General features: G+C 37.4%; 17 protein-coding genes and 1 riboswitch. Of the genes, 16 read left to right on the top strand and 1 reads right to left on the bottom strand.

What is annotated here, in order from left to right; all coding sequences use genetic code 11:
- Window positions 1-15: 15 nt before the first annotated feature.
- On the top strand, window positions 16-516 hold the full coding sequence (locus IGK54_RS09625; protein ID WP_002356666.1) for an HD domain-containing protein: 501 nt from the start codon (window positions 16-18) through the stop codon (window positions 514-516).
- A gap of 80 nt (window positions 517-596) precedes the next feature.
- Here IGK54_RS09625 and IGK54_RS09620 read toward each other — a convergent pair whose 3' ends face one another.
- A complete protein-coding gene (locus IGK54_RS09620) occupies window positions 597-929 on the bottom strand; it encodes a helix-turn-helix domain-containing protein (RefSeq protein ID WP_002382719.1) in 333 nt (110 codons plus the stop codon).
- Window positions 930-1,022: 93 nt separating this feature from the next.
- Between IGK54_RS09620 and IGK54_RS09615 the strand changes: the two genes are divergently transcribed.
- The 15 genes from IGK54_RS09615 to IGK54_RS09545 all read left to right on the top strand — a co-directional run bounded on the left by IGK54_RS09615 (window position 1,023) and on the right by IGK54_RS09545 (window position 17,395).
- Window positions 1,023-1,346: a hypothetical protein gene (locus IGK54_RS09615; protein WP_002395335.1), complete on the top strand. Its 324-nt coding sequence runs from the start codon at window positions 1,023-1,025 to the stop codon at window positions 1,344-1,346.
- A 64-nt stretch (window positions 1,347-1,410) separates the two neighbouring features.
- Window positions 1,411-1,480: riboswitch (Fluoride riboswitch) on the top strand.
- Window positions 1,481-1,556: 76 nt separating this feature from the next.
- Window positions 1,557-2,822 (top strand): voltage-gated chloride channel family protein, encoded by a 1,266-nt coding sequence (locus IGK54_RS09610; protein WP_141435612.1) that lies wholly within the window; start codon window positions 1,557-1,559, stop codon window positions 2,820-2,822.
- Window positions 2,823-2,871: 49 nt separating this feature from the next.
- Window positions 2,872-3,150, top strand: coding sequence for a UPF0223 family protein (locus tag IGK54_RS09605; RefSeq protein WP_002356679.1), 279 nt, complete (start codon window positions 2,872-2,874; stop codon window positions 3,148-3,150).
- Window positions 3,151-3,933 (top strand): inositol monophosphatase family protein, encoded by a 783-nt coding sequence (locus IGK54_RS09600; protein ID WP_002359710.1) that lies wholly within the window; start codon window positions 3,151-3,153, stop codon window positions 3,931-3,933.
- Between the two features lie 220 nt (window positions 3,934-4,153).
- On the top strand, window positions 4,154-5,989 hold the full coding sequence (typA, locus tag IGK54_RS09595; protein ID WP_002356682.1) for a translational GTPase TypA: 1,836 nt from the start codon (window positions 4,154-4,156) through the stop codon (window positions 5,987-5,989).
- A gap of 316 nt (window positions 5,990-6,305) precedes the next feature.
- Entirely contained in the window at window positions 6,306-8,075 is a 1,770-nt protein-coding gene (gene recQ / locus IGK54_RS09590) for a DNA helicase RecQ (RefSeq protein WP_002381558.1), read from the top strand.
- A gap of 226 nt (window positions 8,076-8,301) precedes the next feature.
- Complete coding sequence (locus tag IGK54_RS09585; RefSeq protein ID WP_002356684.1) at window positions 8,302-8,607, top strand: YlaN family protein; 306 nt, start codon at window positions 8,302-8,304, stop codon at window positions 8,605-8,607.
- Window positions 8,608-8,610: 3 nt separating this feature from the next.
- A complete protein-coding gene (locus tag IGK54_RS09580; protein ID WP_002356686.1) occupies window positions 8,611-9,819 on the top strand; it encodes an FtsW/RodA/SpoVE family cell cycle protein in 1,209 nt (402 codons plus the stop codon).
- A gap of 32 nt (window positions 9,820-9,851) precedes the next feature.
- The gene (locus tag IGK54_RS09575; RefSeq protein WP_113848539.1) at window positions 9,852-13,280 is read left to right on the top strand and encodes a pyruvate carboxylase; all 3,429 of its coding nucleotides are present in this window, start codon (window positions 9,852-9,854) and stop codon (window positions 13,278-13,280) included.
- Between the two features lie 16 nt (window positions 13,281-13,296).
- Window positions 13,297-14,421, top strand: a complete 1,125-nt coding sequence (locus tag IGK54_RS09570) for a CAP-associated domain-containing protein (RefSeq protein ID WP_002362207.1) — start codon at window positions 13,297-13,299, stop codon at window positions 14,419-14,421.
- On the top strand, window positions 14,418-14,852 hold the full coding sequence (locus tag IGK54_RS09565; RefSeq protein WP_002356689.1) for a YlbF family regulator: 435 nt from the start codon (window positions 14,418-14,420) through the stop codon (window positions 14,850-14,852). The genes IGK54_RS09570 and IGK54_RS09565 overlap by 4 nt, the downstream gene beginning before the upstream one ends.
- Window positions 14,842-15,192, top strand: a complete 351-nt coding sequence (locus IGK54_RS09560) for a YlbG family protein (protein WP_002359714.1) — start codon at window positions 14,842-14,844, stop codon at window positions 15,190-15,192. The genes IGK54_RS09565 and IGK54_RS09560 overlap by 11 nt, the downstream gene beginning before the upstream one ends.
- Before the next feature lie 59 nt (window positions 15,193-15,251).
- Window positions 15,252-15,845, top strand: a complete 594-nt coding sequence (gene rsmD, locus IGK54_RS09555; RefSeq protein ID WP_079995072.1) for a 16S rRNA (guanine(966)-N(2))-methyltransferase RsmD — start codon at window positions 15,252-15,254, stop codon at window positions 15,843-15,845.
- A 1-nt stretch (window position 15,846) separates the two neighbouring features.
- The gene (gene coaD / locus IGK54_RS09550; protein ID WP_002356693.1) at window positions 15,847-16,338 is read left to right on the top strand and encodes a pantetheine-phosphate adenylyltransferase; all 492 of its coding nucleotides are present in this window, start codon (window positions 15,847-15,849) and stop codon (window positions 16,336-16,338) included.
- Window positions 16,325-17,395, top strand: a complete 1,071-nt coding sequence (locus IGK54_RS09545) for a SepM family pheromone-processing serine protease (RefSeq protein WP_002382735.1) — start codon at window positions 16,325-16,327, stop codon at window positions 17,393-17,395. The genes coaD and IGK54_RS09545 overlap by 14 nt, the downstream gene beginning before the upstream one ends.
- Window positions 17,396-17,406: the final 11 nt, after the last annotated feature.

Genomic DNA, 17,406 nt, shown 5'->3' with positions numbered 1-17,406 from the left:
GTGGCACCCAATTATATGACAGAAAAATGGCGTGAAGACGAAGAATATCTTTCTTATGTAGAAGATTTATTAGCAACCGAAGAAGTCCAAAAATTAGCAGAATACACACAACATATGCATTCAACTCGTTTAGAACATTCAATTAGTGTTTCCTATCATAGCTATAAATTAGCAAAGCGTTGGAACGGCAATGCTCGTGCAACAGCTCGTGCTGGTTTATTACATGATTTGTTTTACTATGATTGGCGCACAACAAAGTTTGACGAAGGCTCTCATGCTTATGTTCATCCACGAATTGCAGCCAAAAATGCTGAAAAAATTACAGAGTTGTCTGATTTAGAACGAGACATTATTATTAAACATATGTGGGGCGCAACTATTGCACCACCAAAATACAAAGAAAGTTACATTGTAACCTTTGTTGACAAATATTGTGCTGTGAAAGAAGCGGCGTTGCCGATGACGACAGCCATGAAAACCAAATGGCGTCAGTATTTTGGCCAACAGTCAATCTAAAAAAAGCTTATCCGGAAGGATAAGCTTTTTTTGTTTAACGTTGACTAAAAAGTCTAACATTCATCTATTTAAAATAAATATTAAAAGTAATTTTGTTCTGTTAATTTCTTTTGAGCATATCGATAGACTGCTTCTTGATTTTCAGTTGTCAATTGTTTGTAAACATTCATAATATTGGTTGGGACAACAAATGGCGTTTCTTCCGTTTCAGGAATACCTAAGATTTCAAGAGGTGATACATCTAAAACTTTAGATAAGGCGACAATTTTATCCCTCCCCATATTTTCAATCATTCCAGTTTCCCATTTCCTGACGGTACTTTTTCCAACACCAACAAAATTTCCAACTTGTTCTAATGTAAGATTTTTCTCCATCCTTTTTTGCTTTAAAAAATTCTCTTTCAAAAAAATCACCTCCGTAAAAACATTCTAGCACAAAAAGTGTCGCAAAAGAAACATGTTTTACTCTATACATAGAGTGATAAATAATTATTGAATAGGCATATATTGACGGTTTTTTCACAAAATGATATACTTCCAGTGTCTAATAAGACACTAAAAGGGGTGAAAAGGGGGAGTAAAATGGAATCAAATTTAATTCATTCAAAATTGAAATTAAAAGGGAAAAATGTTGAATGGTTAGCAAGTGAAATGACCGCTGCAGGTCAACCAATCTCAGCTTCAACAATTTATAAGAAATTAAAAGGAGAGGTTGTATTTAAAGCTTCAGATATTAAATTGATTTCTAAGTTGTTAGATTTGGAAAGCGAAGAAATCATGGTTATTTTTTTTAATGAACTAGTGTCTAAAAAGACACGTAAAGGTTGTTAAAGGTAATGAGTTATTCTTCTATTGCACTTTCCAGAGTTGCGTGGTATTATTTTTAATAGTTTAATAGCAACATGGTGATGGTGTTCACCACGAACTATTTATCGGACGAATAAATTAATGACGCCTACCAAACGGGAGAAGTGTACCCTTTGGTAGGCTTTTTCTGTACGCTAGGATTGGCGATAAGAAAATTGTAAAGGAGCATGTAAAGTGAAAAAAGAAACAAAGCAACTACTATCAATCGGCGGTTATATGGCAAAATGGTTGCTCATTACCGCAATTATTGGTTTATTTATGGGGGCGTTATCCGCCTTTTTCTTAAAGAGTCTCACCTATGTAACAGATGTTCGTTTAGCAAATCCTTGGTTACTCTTTATCCTCCCCATTAGCGGTGTCGTTTTTACGTATTTCTATACGCGTTTTGGGAAAAATGCTAGCCGAGGAAATAACTTAGTGATTGAACAAGGCAATGGCGGGGAAGAAGATATTCCCTTGCGCTTAATTCCTTTAACGTTGTTTGGCACGATTACTACGCACTTATTTGGTGGTTCTGTTGGTCGTGAAGGGACGGCGGTGCAAATGGGGGGCGCAATCGCAAATGCTGTAGGAAAAGTCTTTAAACTGTCCGCTTTGGAACGACAAGTAATTATTATTAGCGGAATTAGTGCAGGTTTTAGTTCTGTTTTTGGCACACCATTAGCGGGAACGGTTTTCGGATTAGAAGTTTTGGCGATTGGAAAACTTCGTGCAGAGGCACTTTTCCCAAGTTTTTTTGCAGGCTTATTTGCTAATTTTGTGACTGAAAGTTTTGGTGTAACACATACGCATTATCCGATGGGCAAAATTCCGACTTGGTCGGTTGATCTATTCGTAAAATTATTTTTGGCATCGATTTGTTTTGGTTTGGCAGGTTGGGTTTTTAGTCGTTCCATTGTCTTTTTAAAAAAGACCTATGCAAATTGGTTTGCTAATGTCTACCTTCGTGCGTTTCTTGGGGCGTCCATTGTCGTTCTGTTTGTGCTCGTCTTAAACAACCAACGTTATTTAGGCTTGAGTTTACCTTTACTAGAAGATGCTTTTGCAGGTAATGCGCAGCCTTTTGATTTTGTTGGGAAATTATTCTTTACGGTGTTATCCTTGGGCGCCGGATTCCAAGGAGGAGAAGTGACGCCATTGTTTGAAATTGGGGCTACGTTAGGGAGTTCTTTGGCCCCTTTGTTACATCTGTCAATTCCTTTTTTAGCAGGTTTAGGATTTATTGGTGTTTTTTCTGGCGCCACGAATACGCCGATTGCTTGTTTCATTATGGGCATTGAACTATTTGGTAGTGAAGCGGCGGTCTATTTTTTCATGGTCTGCTTAATCAGTTTTATGTGTTCAGGAAATAGCGGTATTTATGCTTCACAACAAAGTTTGTATCGCAAAGGAACAGCAGAATATCCTCTCTTTAATGCATTAAAAAATCGACGTAAATAAGATGTTTTTTTATGAAAATATGCTAAACTAGAGAAGATGAGGTGAAGACATGAAAGACTATCAATATCCATTAGATTTAGATTGGACGACGGAGGAAATGGTGATTGTCACAAATATGTGGACAGCAGTTGAGCAAGCCAACGAAACAGGCTTACCTGTTGACAAATTTTTAACAACTTATCAACAATTTAAAACGGTCGTTAAAAGTATCGGCGAAGAAAAACGCTTAGGTCGTGAATTTGAAAATGCTTCAGGATATTCGTTATATCGTACGCTTCAACAAGCTAAAAAACAGGGAAGCGGCAAATTAAAGCTGGGGGATGATTAGATGACTGAAACGCAAAAATTTGTTCAAACAATTCAAAGTTGGCTTTTTGAAGCAGCCGATGTGATTCGAATGAACTTGGAATCAGAGTTAACCGTTCAACAGAAAAATGGCCGCACCGATTTAGTGACAAATATGGATGAACAAACCCAAGAATTTTTAATGAATAAAATTCAAACAAATTTTCCCGAAGATCAAATTTTAGGGGAAGAAAAAGGCTACAATACTTTAAAAAGTTTTGCTGGTCGCGTGTGGATCATCGATCCGATTGATGGCACAATGAATTTCGTGATGGAAAGAGAAAATTTTTGTATTATGTTAGCTGTTTATGAAGACGGCATTGGTAAATTAGGTTTTATCTATGATGTGATGCGAGAAGAACTTTATTGGGGCGGCAAAGGGCTTGGCGTTTATCGGAATAATCAATTATTAAAAGCGCCTACTATGAAAGCCTTGGCAGATGGATTATGGGGCATGAATGCTTACATGCATGGAAAAAATATTCATCACGCAACGGAAATCGGACAAGCAAGTATGGGCGTGCGTATTAGCGGTTGTGCAGGTTTGGAAATTATTGCCATGTTAAAAGGCAACCATCATGGCTATTTATCTAATCTAAGTCCTTGGGATTATGCAGCAGGCTTAGTACTTTTGGAAGAATTTGGGTTTAAATACTCTGGTATTACAGGAAAACCATTAACTTTTGATGGCCGTGAATACTTTATTGCAGCAACTCCTGAAACCTATGATGAAGTATTTACCCGATATTTAAATGAATCGGAATAATCCAAGAAGAGCGTTGCTGAAAGGTAAGGCTCTTCCTCTTTTAAAAGAGAAAAATTTGTAAAAAAATGTCCTTGTTTTCAGAAAAAGCCGAATAATTTCTAAAACTTTCATTATTTTTGCAGGCGAAAGCCTTTTTTTAATGAAAAAAGTTTGCTATAATAAGCAGTCGGCTTTTATGGACTTAAGTAACATAAGCGTATATAGATAAGGAGCAATTAAATTGAAATACAGAGATGATATTCGTAACGTGGCAATTATCGCCCACGTTGACCATGGTAAAACAACCTTAGTAGATGAACTTTTAAAACAATCTGACACTTTAGATGGACACACACAATTACAAGAACGTGCAATGGATTCCAATGCACTTGAAAGTGAACGTGGAATTACTATCTTAGCAAAAAATACAGCCGTAGATTATAACGGTACACGTATCAACATTCTAGATACACCAGGACACGCGGACTTCGGTGGTGAAGTAGAACGTATCATGAAAATGGTAGACGGTGTTGTTTTAGTTGTCGATGCGTATGAAGGAACAATGCCTCAAACACGTTTCGTATTGAAAAAAGCATTAGAACAAAAAGTAACACCAATCGTGGTTGTTAACAAAATTGACAAACCTTCTGCTCGTCCTGAACACGTAGTAGATGAAGTTTTAGAGTTATTCATCGAATTAGGCGCAGACGACGATCAATTAGATTTCCCAGTTGTTTATGCTTCTGCTTTAAACGGAACTTCAAGTGAATCAGATGATCCAGCAGATCAAGAGCCAACAATGGCCCCAATTTTTGATAAAATTATTGAACATGTGCCAGCTCCAGTTGATAATTCAGACGAACCACTTCAATTCCAAGTCTCATTACTAGACTACAACGATTACGTTGGACGTATTGGGATTGGCCGTGTGTTCCGTGGCACAATGAAAGTCGGCGACCAAGTTGCGTTGATGAAATTAGATGGCAGCGTGAAAAATTTCCGTGTAACGAAAATTTTAGGTTTCTTTGGCCTACAACGTGTGGAAATTGATGAAGCAAAAGCGGGCGATTTAATTGCCGTTTCCGGAATGGAAGACATTTTCGTTGGGGAAACAGTTGTAGATGTTCACAATCAAGAAGCATTACCAATTCTACACATTGATGAGCCAACCTTACAAATGACTTTCTTAGTTAACAATTCTCCATTTGCGGGACGTGAAGGAAAATACATCACCGCTCGTAAAATCGAAGAACGTTTAATGGCTGAATTACAAACAGACGTATCTTTACGTGTTGATCCAATTGGCCCAGATTCTTGGACTGTATCAGGCCGTGGCGAATTGCATTTATCAATTTTAATTGAAAACATGCGTCGTGAAGGCTATGAATTACAAGTTTCTCGTCCAGAAGTTATTGAACGTGAAATTGATGGGGTTAAATGTGAACCATTTGAACGTGTTCAAATTGACACACCTGAAGAATACATGGGTAGCGTGATTGAATCCCTAAGTTTACGTAAAGGCGAAATGCAAGATATGATTAATGCCGGTAACGGACAAATGCGTTTAATCTTCTTAGCACCAGCTCGTGGCTTAATTGGTTATTCAACAGAATTCTTATCAATGACTCGTGGGTATGGTATTATGAACCACACCTTCGATCAATACTTACCAATGATTCAAGGAACGATTGGCGGCCGTCATCAAGGTGCGCTAGTTTCAATCGATACTGGTAAAGCAACGACTTACTCAATCATGAGTATTGAAGAACGTGGTACAGTTTTCGTTGAACCAACGACAGAAGTTTACGAAGGAATGATTGTTGGGGAAAACAACCGCGACAATGATTTAACTGTGAACATCACAAAAGCTAAACAAATGACTAACGTTCGTTCGGCAACGAAAGACCAAACATCAGTCATTAAAAAACCGAAAAAATTAACGTTAGAAGAATCATTAGAATTCTTGAATGAAGATGAATACTGTGAAGTAACACCAGAAAGCATCCGTTTAAGAAAACAAATTCTTAACAAAAACGAACGCGAAAAAGCAAGCAAGAAAAAGAAAAAAGCTGAATAATTTTTCGACAAATAAACATTTAAACCAACTATGCTCGTTTTACTACGAAAATAGTTGGTTTTTTTGATGGCAAAAACGGATTAATGCGTATTTTAAGATAAGGTTATTTTTTATGTGTGGATAACTACTCGTTATCCACAACAAGCAAATGTTGCTATTTTTGAAAGCTTTTGATAGCAAGCTTTCACAATTTTTCATTCTTTTTGATGTTTCACGTTAACTGGTGTTTCACGATTGTGTCTTGTTTTAACACACCTTGTTCCTGTTAGATTAGCGTGTTAAAATGACTTGTAGAACAAAGATTGGAGCGCAATAAATGAGTGCATTACAAGAATTATTAAAAGATACATTTGGCTATGATGATTTTCGGCCAGGACAAGAAACGATTATTCGTCATGTATTGCGACAAGAAAATGTCTTAGGCATTATGCCAACAGGTGGAGGCAAATCGATTTGTTATCAGTTGCCAGCCTTACTTCTGGATAATTTAACATTGGTGATTTCACCATTAATTTCTTTAATGAAAGATCAAGTAGATGCCCTGAATTTAATGGGGATTCCAGCTACATATATCAATAGTACCATTTCCTATCAAGAAATGAATCAACGTATTCAATTAGCGGTTAACAAAGAAGTCAAGCTATTGTATGTTGCGCCAGAGCGATTAGAATCTTATGATTTTCAACAGATGCTGACACATGTACCGATTGATTTATTGGCAGTAGATGAGGCACACTGTATTTCACAATGGGGGCATGATTTTCGTCCAAGCTATTTGCGTTTAGCAGAGATTATCGATCAATTTCAACAGCAACCAACTGTGATTGCACTAACAGCAACAGCAACGCCACAAGTAGCGGAGGATATTGTCAAGCAATTAAGAATTCCATCAGAAAATGAAATCAAAACAGGATTCGCTCGAGAAAATTTATCTTTTCAAGTCGTGAAGGATCAAAATAGAGACGTCTTTCTTTTGGAATATTTAAAGATGAATACTGGACAATCAGGTATTATTTATGCAAGCACGCGGAAGGAAGTTGAACGAATTTATCATTTATTAGAAAGTAAAAAAATTGCAGCTGGGATGTATCATGGGGGCATGAGTGAACAGTTACGTAGTGAAAATCAAGAAGCATTCTTGTATGATCAAGTGCAAGTGATGGTAGCAACAAATGCCTTTGGTATGGGGATTAATAAGAGTAATGTTCGTTTTGTCATTCACGCACAAGTACCAGGGAATATTGAATCTTATTACCAAGAAGCCGGCCGAGCTGGTCGTGACGGTCTGCCTAGTGATGCTGTGTTAATGTTTGCTCCACAAGACTTGCAAATTCAACAATACTTTATTGAACAATCTGAAATGACCATTGATTATAAGCAGAAAGAGTACTTGAAATTACGGGAAATGTCACAATATGCGAATGCACAAATGTGTTTACAAAAATATATTTTACGCTATTTTGGTGAAGAAGGGACTGACTGCGGTCGCTGCTCGAATTGTCTGGATAATCGAGAATTAGTCGATATTACGGTCGATGCCCAAAAAGTTTTGTCTTGTGTAAAACGTATGGGAGAACGTTTCGGTAAGGGCTTAGTTGGTAAAGTCTTGACTGGCTCAAAAGATCAAAAAATTGATCAATGGCATTTTGATCGTTTGCCAACATACGGACTAATGAAAGGTCGCACCCAAAAAGAAGTCACACAGCTGATTGATTATTTGACAGCAGAACGTTATTTAATTCCTTCTGATGGGCAATTTCCGTTGTTATCAGTCTCGACAGAAGGTGTTCAGGTGCTTTTAGGGGAACGGAAAGTCTTCCGAAAAGAAGACCAAAAAGTTCGAAAAGTAGCAGTGGATGATGCCTTGTTTGAACGATTACGCGAATTACGTATGGACATGGCTCAAGAGGCAGGCGTGCCGCCATATGTAGTCTTTTCCGATAGTACACTTAAAGAAATGTGTGAAAAATTACCGCAAACAACGATTCAATTATTGCAAATAAAAGGGGTCGGCCAAAATAAATTAGATAAATATGGCACCGCCTTTTTAGAAGTAATTAAAGAATATCAAGAGACAAAAAAATGATATAGTTTGTTATTTTATTTAAAATTAAAAGCAGAAAATAAGGAAAAAGTCTTTTAATGTATTTGTTGTTGTATTGATAAAATAAGCTTGTTATATAAAGAGATTTCTTACTTAATATATCGCTTGGTTTTAGAAAATTTCTTAAAGGAAATTTTCTGAAATCATCATGTATCTAACTGAGAATTATGTTATAATTATTTAATTAAGATAGGGAGGTTCTGTACAAATGGACGAAGGAATTTCAAAGAAATTTGCCATTCAATTATTAGAAGACGATGCAGAACGCATTAAAATGCTTATTCGTAATCAAAAAAACAGTTTGTGCATTTCTCAATGTAAAGCATTTGAAGAAGTGGTGGATACACAAATGTATGGTTTTTCAAGACAAGTGACCTATGCGACCCGTTTGGGGATTTTAACTAATGATGAAGGACATCGCTTACTAAGTGATTTAGAACGCGAATTGAATCAATTATATACAGATGTTTATGAAGAAACACAAGAAAAAAACGAGATTGGCAAGGAGGGTTAAGCTTTGCCAAACAAAGTAAAGAAACGGCATTTGCTAGACTATAGTATTTTTATTCCATATTTAATTTTAAGTATCGTGGGATTGATTATGGTATATAGTTCCACATCCGCATTACAAGTAATGAAAGGTTTTTCACCTACGTCATTCGTTATTAACCAGGTTGCCTTTTGGGTAGTAGGGTTAGTTGCAATGTTTTTTATTTATAAGATGAAAACATCCGTTTTTCAGAATCGAAGTTTTATCATGTTTGCCATTGCAGTAATTACGGTTATGGTTTTAGCCGTTCGGATTCCTGGTATCGGGAAAGAAATTAACGGCGCACGTGGTTGGATTGAGATTGGTGGATTTTCGATGCAACCAGCTGAGTATTTAAAAATTATGGTTGTCTGGTATCTGTCTTATATTTTAGCACGGCGACAAAAGACAATTAATGGAGGCATGGATCAATTTAAACAAGCTGCTGGGCGCCCGTTGATGCTCGTTTTTGTATTAATTGCTCTAGTTGCAATCCAGCCTGACTTCGGGAATGCGGCCATTCTAACATTAATTACCATCGTGATGGTTTTAGCAAGTGGGATTAATTATATGTATACCTACTTGGTCGGTGGCTTGGGCATTTTAGGTAGTATCACGGCTATTCAGTTATTAATTATGTCTAAAGGAAAAATTTTCCCCGCGCGTTATCAATATATTTATAATCGTTTTGCTGTTTTTAAAAATCCATTTTTAGATGAACGGAACTTAGGCCATCAGTTAGCTAATTCTTATTATGCAATCAGTAATGGCGGCTGGTTTGGCAAAGGTCTAGGGAATAGTGTTCAGAAAAAAGGCTTTTTACCAGAAGCACATACGGACTTTATCTTTGCGATTACTTTAGAAGAGTTAGGCATTATCGGCGGTCTAGCGATTTTAGGATTGTTGATGTTTATGATTGCGCGAATTATTTTAGTCGGTGTACGCTCGAAGAAACCTTTTAATTCACTAATGTGTATTGGAATTGGTACAATGTTATTAATTCAAGTCTTTATTAATGTTGGTGGGATTACTGGGATTATTCCATTAACAGGAATTACTTTCCCGTTCTTGAGTCAAGGTGGGAATAGTTTGCTGATTATTTCGATTGCTGTGGCCTTTGTCCTGAATATCAGTGCAGATGAAACACGTCAGAAATTAGAAAATGAGTACTATTTATCTTTAGAACAGAACCAATAAATTTGAAGGAAATTGATGGTAGGAGTGACGTTATGAAAAAGGTATTAGTTGCCAATCGTGGCGAAATTGCGATTCGAATTTTTAGAGCTTGTACAGAATTAGATATCCGTACAGTAGCGATTTATGCTGCAGAAGATGAGTATTCTGTTCATCGTTTCAAAGCAGATGAAGCGTATTTAGTTGGTAAAGGGAAAAAACCAATTGAAGCCTATTTAGACATTGAAAATATTATCCAAATTGCCAAAAAATCGGGAGCAGATGCCATTCATCCTGGTTATGGCTTTTTATCAGAGAACTTACGCTTCGCCGAACGTTGTGAAGAAGAAGGAATCATTTTTGTCGGACCTAAAACACATCATTTAGATATTTTTGGCGATAAAATTAAAGCGAAAGAAGCAGCTGTAGCTGCGGGGATTGCTTCGATTCCAGGCTCAGACGGGCCAGTAGCAACGGTGGAAGAGGTCGTAGCTTTTGGTGAAACGCATGGCTTTCCTATCATGATTAAAGCTGCTTTAGGTGGCGGCGGTCGCGGGATGCGCGTTGCCCACGATGCCAAAGAAGCACGAGAAGGTTACGAAAGAGCAAAAAGTGAAGCGAAAGCAGCCTTTGGTTCTGACGAGGTTTATGTTGAAAAGTATATTTCTAATCCTAAACATATCGAAGTACAAATTTTAGGCGATCATCATGGGAACGTCTTGCATTTATTTGAACGTGATTGTTCCGTTCAACGGCGCCACCAAAAAGTGGTAGAAGTCGCACCATGTGTATCAATGAATGAAGAACAACGAGCAGCCATTTGTTCGGCTGCTGTGCAGTTAATGGCGCATGTCGGCTACGTGAATGCGGGAACGGTTGAGTTTTTAGTAGAAGGGGATCAGTTTTATTTTATTGAAGTGAATCCGCGTGTTCAGGTAGAACATACTATCACAGAAATGATTACAGATATTGATATTGTGATCTCTCAATTACAAATTGCACAAGGGCTTGATTTGCATAAAGATATGCATTTGCCAAAACAAAACGAATTGACATTAAAAGGCGCGGCTATTCAATGTCGGATTACGACTGAAGATCCCCTGAACCAATTTATGCCAGATACAGGGAAAATTGATACGTATCGTTCACCAGGTGGTTTTGGTGTGCGTTTAGATATAGGGAATGCTTATTCTGGCTACGCTGTGACGCCCTATTTTGATTCTTTATTGGTTAAAGTCTGTACGCATGGTTTCTCTTTTGAACAGGCAATCAGTAAAATGCAACGCTGCTTAAAAGAATTTCGGATTCGTGGCGTGAAAACAAATATTCCGTTTTTACAAAATGTTGTGAGCTATCCAGCGTTTCAATCTGGCGAAGCCAAAACAACCTTTATTGATAATACACCTGAATTATTTGAATTTCCTCGTATGCGCGATCGTGGCAATAAAACGATGAAATACATTGGAGAAGTAACGGTCAATGGGTTCCCTGGCATTGAACGAACGGAGAAAAAATATTTTGAAGCCCCGCGCGTGCCGACAGATATTGAAGTTCCAGAAAAAGTGATCACAGCTAAAAATATTCTAGACGCTCAAGGAGCAACCGCCGTCATCGATTGGGTTAAGAATCAAGAAAGTGTGTTAATGACAGATACCACGTTCCGTGATGCGCACCAAAGTTTATTAGCTACTCGTGTGAGAACACAAGATTTTAAAGCAATTGCTGGTCTAACTGGTGCAGCCCTGCCTGAGCTGTTTTCTAGTGAAATGTGGGGTGGCGCTACGTTCGATGTTGCCTATCGCTTCTTAACCGAAGACCCATGGCAACGTTTAAGAAAAATTCGTCAGTTGATGCCAAACACACTTTTACAAATGCTGTTCAGAGGTTCTAATGCGGTAGGCTATCAAAATTACCCTGATAATGTTATTGAAGAATTCATTAAAGAATCTGCTCGCCAAGGAGTCGATGTTTTCCGAATTTTTGATAGCTTAAACTGGATTCCTCAAATGGAAAAAAGTATTCAAGTCGTTCGGGATACCGGAAAAATTGCGGAAGCAGCAATTTGTTATACTGGGGACATCAATGATCCAGCCCGAGCAAAATATAATGTTCAATATTACCTTGATATGGCTAAAGAATTGGAAAATTTAGGTGCACAAATCATTGCGATTAAAGATATGGCTGGCTTATTGAAACCACAAGCTGCTTATCGTTTAATTAGTGAATTAAAGGCAGCCACGGATTTACCAATTCATCTCCACACTCACGACACTAGTGGCAATGGGATCATCACTTATTCAGCAGCTACTAAAGCAGGCGTTGATATTGTTGATGTCGCAATGAGTGCGATGAGTGGCGCAACTAGCCAGCCAAGTATGAACAGTCTATATTATGCTTTAGTCAATGGTGAACGGACGCCAACTATTAACATTGATAATGCACAGAAAATCAATCATTATTGGGAAGATGTGCGCATGTATTATCAACCATTTGAAAATGGGTTAAATGCCCCGCAAACAGAAGTCTATATGCATGAAATGCCTGGTGGGCAATACTCTAATCTACAGCAGCAAGCAAAAGCGGTAGGCTTAGGGCACCGTTGGGATGAAATCAAAAAAATATATCACACAGTGAATTTGATGTTTGGCGATATTGTAAAAGTGACGCCATCTTCAAAAGTCGTGGGAGACATGGCACTCTTCATGGTTCAAAATAATCTGACAGAACAAGATGTTTATGCGCGTGGTGAAGAACTAAGTTTTCCTGAATCAGTTGTGACTTTTTTCCAAGGTGATTTAGGTCAACCAGTTGGTGGGTTCCCGAAAGAGCTCCAACGAATTATTCTAAAAGGTCGACCAGCCTTCACAGAGCGGCCAGGTGACTTAGCAGCACCTGTTGATTTTGCGAAAGTACAAGAAGAATTAGCCGAAAAAATTGGGTATCAACCTAAATTGGAAGAAGTTTTAAGTTATTTAATGTATCCACAAGTATTTTTAGAGTATCGTCAAAAATACGAAACCTTTGGAGATATAACCTTATTAGATACGCCAACATTCTTTAATGGTATTCGTCAAGGAGAGACATTGGAAGTTCAAATTGAACGAGGAAAAACGTTAATTATTCGTTTAGATGAAATTGGCGAACCTGATATTGACGGAAACCGTGTCTTGTTCTTCAATTTGAATGGGCAACGTCGTGAGGTTTTAGTTAAAGATGCCTCTATTAAGTCAGCTGTTCAAGTTAAACAAAAGGCGGAACCAACTAATAAAGAACAAATCGGCGCAACGATGTCTGGTTCTGTTCTACAAGTATTGGTCAAACGTGGCGATAAAGTAGAAAAAGGTCAGCCGTTGCTGATTACAGAAGCCATGAAAATGGAAACGACTATCGAAGCACGTTTTGCGGGCACGGTAGATCACATTTATGTTGAAGAAGGCGAAGCAATCAGCTCAGGTGATTTGTTATTAGAAGTGAAAGAAAAATAAGATGAGAGGGGAAAAAATGAAGCGATTTTGGGCCTTTACTGCTGTTTTTTTAACAGTTCTACTCATTGGATATTTAGAGCCAGTTTTTTTCCCTGCTGAAAAACCAACCGAAACAGCTCAAAGTGGGCGCTTATCTAGCGCTCACACCGCTGTTCCTCATGAAGAATTGCCAGCTTCTGGCTACGCAGCATACATAGGGAAAGATGTGGAAACCTTTATCCGCCAGTTTGGCAATCCTAAAGAAAAAATTAAAACAGGTCGTACGTATGAATTATGGACGTTCGGTTTGACGATGAATGATTACTTAGAAGTCAACGTTCGAGAAAATAAAGTCATCGCAATTAAGGCCTTTAACAATGACAAAATGATAGAACCGTTTAAGATAGATATGAAGCTTGCTGACTTATCTGATTTAATGACGATTTATTCGAATTTTGCATTTAATTTTCATCATGAAGCTTACGATGTCGAGCTGATGGAAGAAGATATGAACTATCGACCACTGGTTGCTTTTGATAATGGCAGTTTTGCAGTGTTATTTTTTAATCAGCGGACAGGCGGTTTAATGGCAGTTAATTATGTCAATAAAGAAACGTTGCTTACGGAAATGCCGTATCAATTAAATGAAGGTTCTCCTTTGCCAGTTGATATAACGCAGTCAATGACCTTCGATCCTGTTCAAAGTAACCAAGCGATTTATGTCATGAATCTGGTTAAACAGCAAGAAAATCAAGCTGCTTTTTCAGTCTCTACACAAAGTCAAAAAGATGCCCAAACATTGTATCAAACGCTGGCTAACCATACACCAACAATTTTGTCGGCAAATCGACAAGCAGAATTGTTACAAACGAGAGAGGAACATACAGCCATTCATCCCTTTCATTTGACTAAGGACGAATTTTCTTTATTAGTTAAAACGAGCAAACTTTCGTTGAGAGAACCAGCAGGTATTTTCCAAGAACCTGTTTATGATAGTACATTTACTATTTTGTCATGGTTTTCGGACCCGCAATATGATAGCTATTTTGCTGAGTCAGAAACGACAGAATTGGGCGTTGCCTTTTCCAATGAAGGTGTGTTAGTCTTATTAGAGAAACGACCAGAAAATAGGCAAATCACGGAGAGTAGTGAAAAGTTATGATTGTGACAGAACATTTATTTGCAATTGAAGATCAAACAGAATGCTTAATTTCAGCACTTTTAGAAAGTGATGCTGTTCAAAACTATAAAGAAACAAAAAAAGCTATGTATGCTTCGGCGGAAGTTGCTCAGTTACAAAAAGCATTTTTAGAAGCTAAGTCAGCCTTTGAACGAGTAGAAGCTTATGGAATTCATGCACCCGATTTTCGGGAGAAACAACGAGCCCTACGTAAAGCGAAGCGGGCGCTTGATTTAAATGAAATCGTTGCAAATTATCGTTTTGCTGAGACAAACGTTCAAACGTTGCTAGATACAATTGGTTTAAAGATTGCGCAACTAATTTCTGAAGATATTAAAGTAGATGCTGGAAATCCTTTCTTTGAACGAGGAAAGAAACATTCAGGTTGTGGAGGAAGCTGCCATGCAAGCTAAAGAAGAAAAAGAATTTACGCTTCAAGAGCGTCGTTGCCTAATTGTTTGGGTATACACATTAAAACCGTTAAAACAGTTACGCCGATATGGACTGATTCACTATGTTTCACGAAAAATGAAATATGTGGTGATTTACATGAATGAAGAAAATATTGAAAGTAACATGGAAAAAATTAATCAGTTACATTTTGTTCGTAGTGTCGATAAATCGTATCGACCAGATGTCGAAATGAATTTTGCTGAAAAAATTGGTACCAAAGCGGCTTATCAAGAACAAGAAGACGATGGCTATGTAGTAGAGGAATTATCTACAGAGATTCGATTAGCAGAGAATGTCTAATGCAAAAGAGTGAGAAATGTTATGAGAAATTTCAAACATTTTTCACTCTTTTTGTTATAATGAATTATAAAAGAATGATTGATAAAGGAGTCGAAACAATGCGTGTTATTTCTGGAGAATATGGTGGCCGGCGCTTGAAAGCGTTAGATGGCGACAATACTAGGCCCACAACAGATAAAGTAAAAGAATCTATTTTTAATATGATTGGTCCATATTTCGATGGTGGAATGGCGCTGGATTTATATTCAGGAAGTGGCGGGTTAGCGATTGAAGCCGTTTCTCGTGGAATGGACAAAAGTATTTGTATTGAAAAGAATTTTGCTGCACTAAAAGTAATTAAAGAAAATATTGCGATTACAAAAGAACCAGAAAAATTTGAAGTTAGAAAAATGGATGCTAATCGTGCCTTAGAACAGTTTTATGAAGAGAAGCTACAATTTGATTTGGTCTTATTGGATCCGCCCTATGCCAAACAAGAAATTGTTTCACAATTAGAAAAGATGTTAGAACGGCAGTTATTAACAAACGAAGCCGTTATCGTTTGTGAAACAGATAAAACTGTCAAATTACCGGAAACGATTGGTACACTAGAAAAAATAAGAGAAACCGTTTACGGAATCACTCAAGTAACGATTTATCGTCAGGAGGCGTAAGATGCGTAAAATTGCTCTATTTCCCGGAAGTTTTGATCCGATGACAAATGGTCATTTAAATTTGATTGAACGCAGTGCGAAGTTATTTGACGAAGTCATCATTGGCGTTTTTATAAATACAAGTAAGCAAACATTATTTACGCCAGAAGAGAAAAAATATTTAATTGAAGAAGCAACTAAAGAAATGCCAAATGTGCGTGTTATCATGCAAGAAACCCAGTTAACTGTGGAAAGTGCAAAATCATTAGGGGCTAATTTTTTGATTCGTGGCATTAGAAACGTCAAAGACTACGAGTACGAGAAAGACATTGCTAAAATGAATCAACATCTGGCGCCAGAAATTGAAACGGTTTTTCTATTAGCAGAAGAACCATATGCACATGTAAGTTCCAGTTTACTAAAAGAAGTTTTACGTTTTGGGGGCGATGTGTCTGACTATCTTCCTCCCAATATTTATCATGCGTTAAAACAAAAGAAGAATGACTGGAGCTAAAATAATGAATAAAAAAACAGAAAAATTTTCGTTTAAATCACTCATTCCAATGGTATTGGCATTGCTGCTAATTGGTTTGTTTATCGTCCCAATTCCTTATTATATTGAAGGACCAGGAACGACAGAAAATTTAAAAGAGTTTGTAACTGTTGATGGAAAAAAAGATACGCAGTCTGGTGCTTTTTATTTAACAACGGTGGGCATTCGTTCGGCCACTATTTTTTCTGCCATAAAAGCAAACTTTTCGGATTTTCAAGAAGTCATGTCCAAAAAAGAATTAATGGGAGATAGTAGTAATAGCGAATATAATCGAATTCAACAATACTATATGGATTCCTCAAAAAACGCCGCAATTGAGCAAGCCTTAAAATTAGCGAAGGTTCCATATGAGATGAAATTTAAAGGCGTCTATGTGTTAGCAATGGAAGACAACTCAAGTTTTAAAGGAAAAATTGAAGTTGGCGATACCGTGACAGGCGTGGATGGCAAATCTTTTAAAAGCAGTGAAGAATTAATGAATTACATTAAAGCACAAAAAGTGAATCAAAAAGTCACTGTTCAATTTATTCAAGATGGCAAAGCAAAAGAAGCGACCGGCAAATTAATTGAATTGCCAACAGATAAAAAAGCGGGGATTGGTATTGGTTTGACCGATCATACAGAAATTGATTCTTCTATCCCAGTATCTATTGAAGCGGGTGATATTGGTGGGCCATCGGCTGGGTTAATGTTTACTTTGCAGACCTATGAACAATTAAGTCATAAAGATTTACGTAAAGGTCATGAAATTGCTGGAACAGGTACGATGAACAGTCAAGGAATCGTTGGTAGAATCGGAGGCATTGACAAAAAAGTTGTAACTGCCAGTGAGAACGGCGCAGAAATTTTCTTTGCACCCGATGATGAAATAACTTCAGAAATGAAAAAAGTTGAGCCAAAAATCAAATCGAATTATCAAGAAGCACAAGAAGCTGCGAAAAAAATTGGGACAAAAATGAAAATTGTCCCAGTAAAAACGGTTCAAGATGCCTTGAACTATCTAGAAAAATTAAAATAAAAGTGTGCCTG

This window comes from Enterococcus sp. DIV2384 (assembly GCF_050534975.1).
Taxonomy (GTDB): domain Bacteria; phylum Bacillota; class Bacilli; order Lactobacillales; family Enterococcaceae; genus Enterococcus; species Enterococcus faecalis.
Note: the sequence above shows the minus strand (reverse complement) of the source record. Positions and strands in the feature narration are given on the sequence as shown.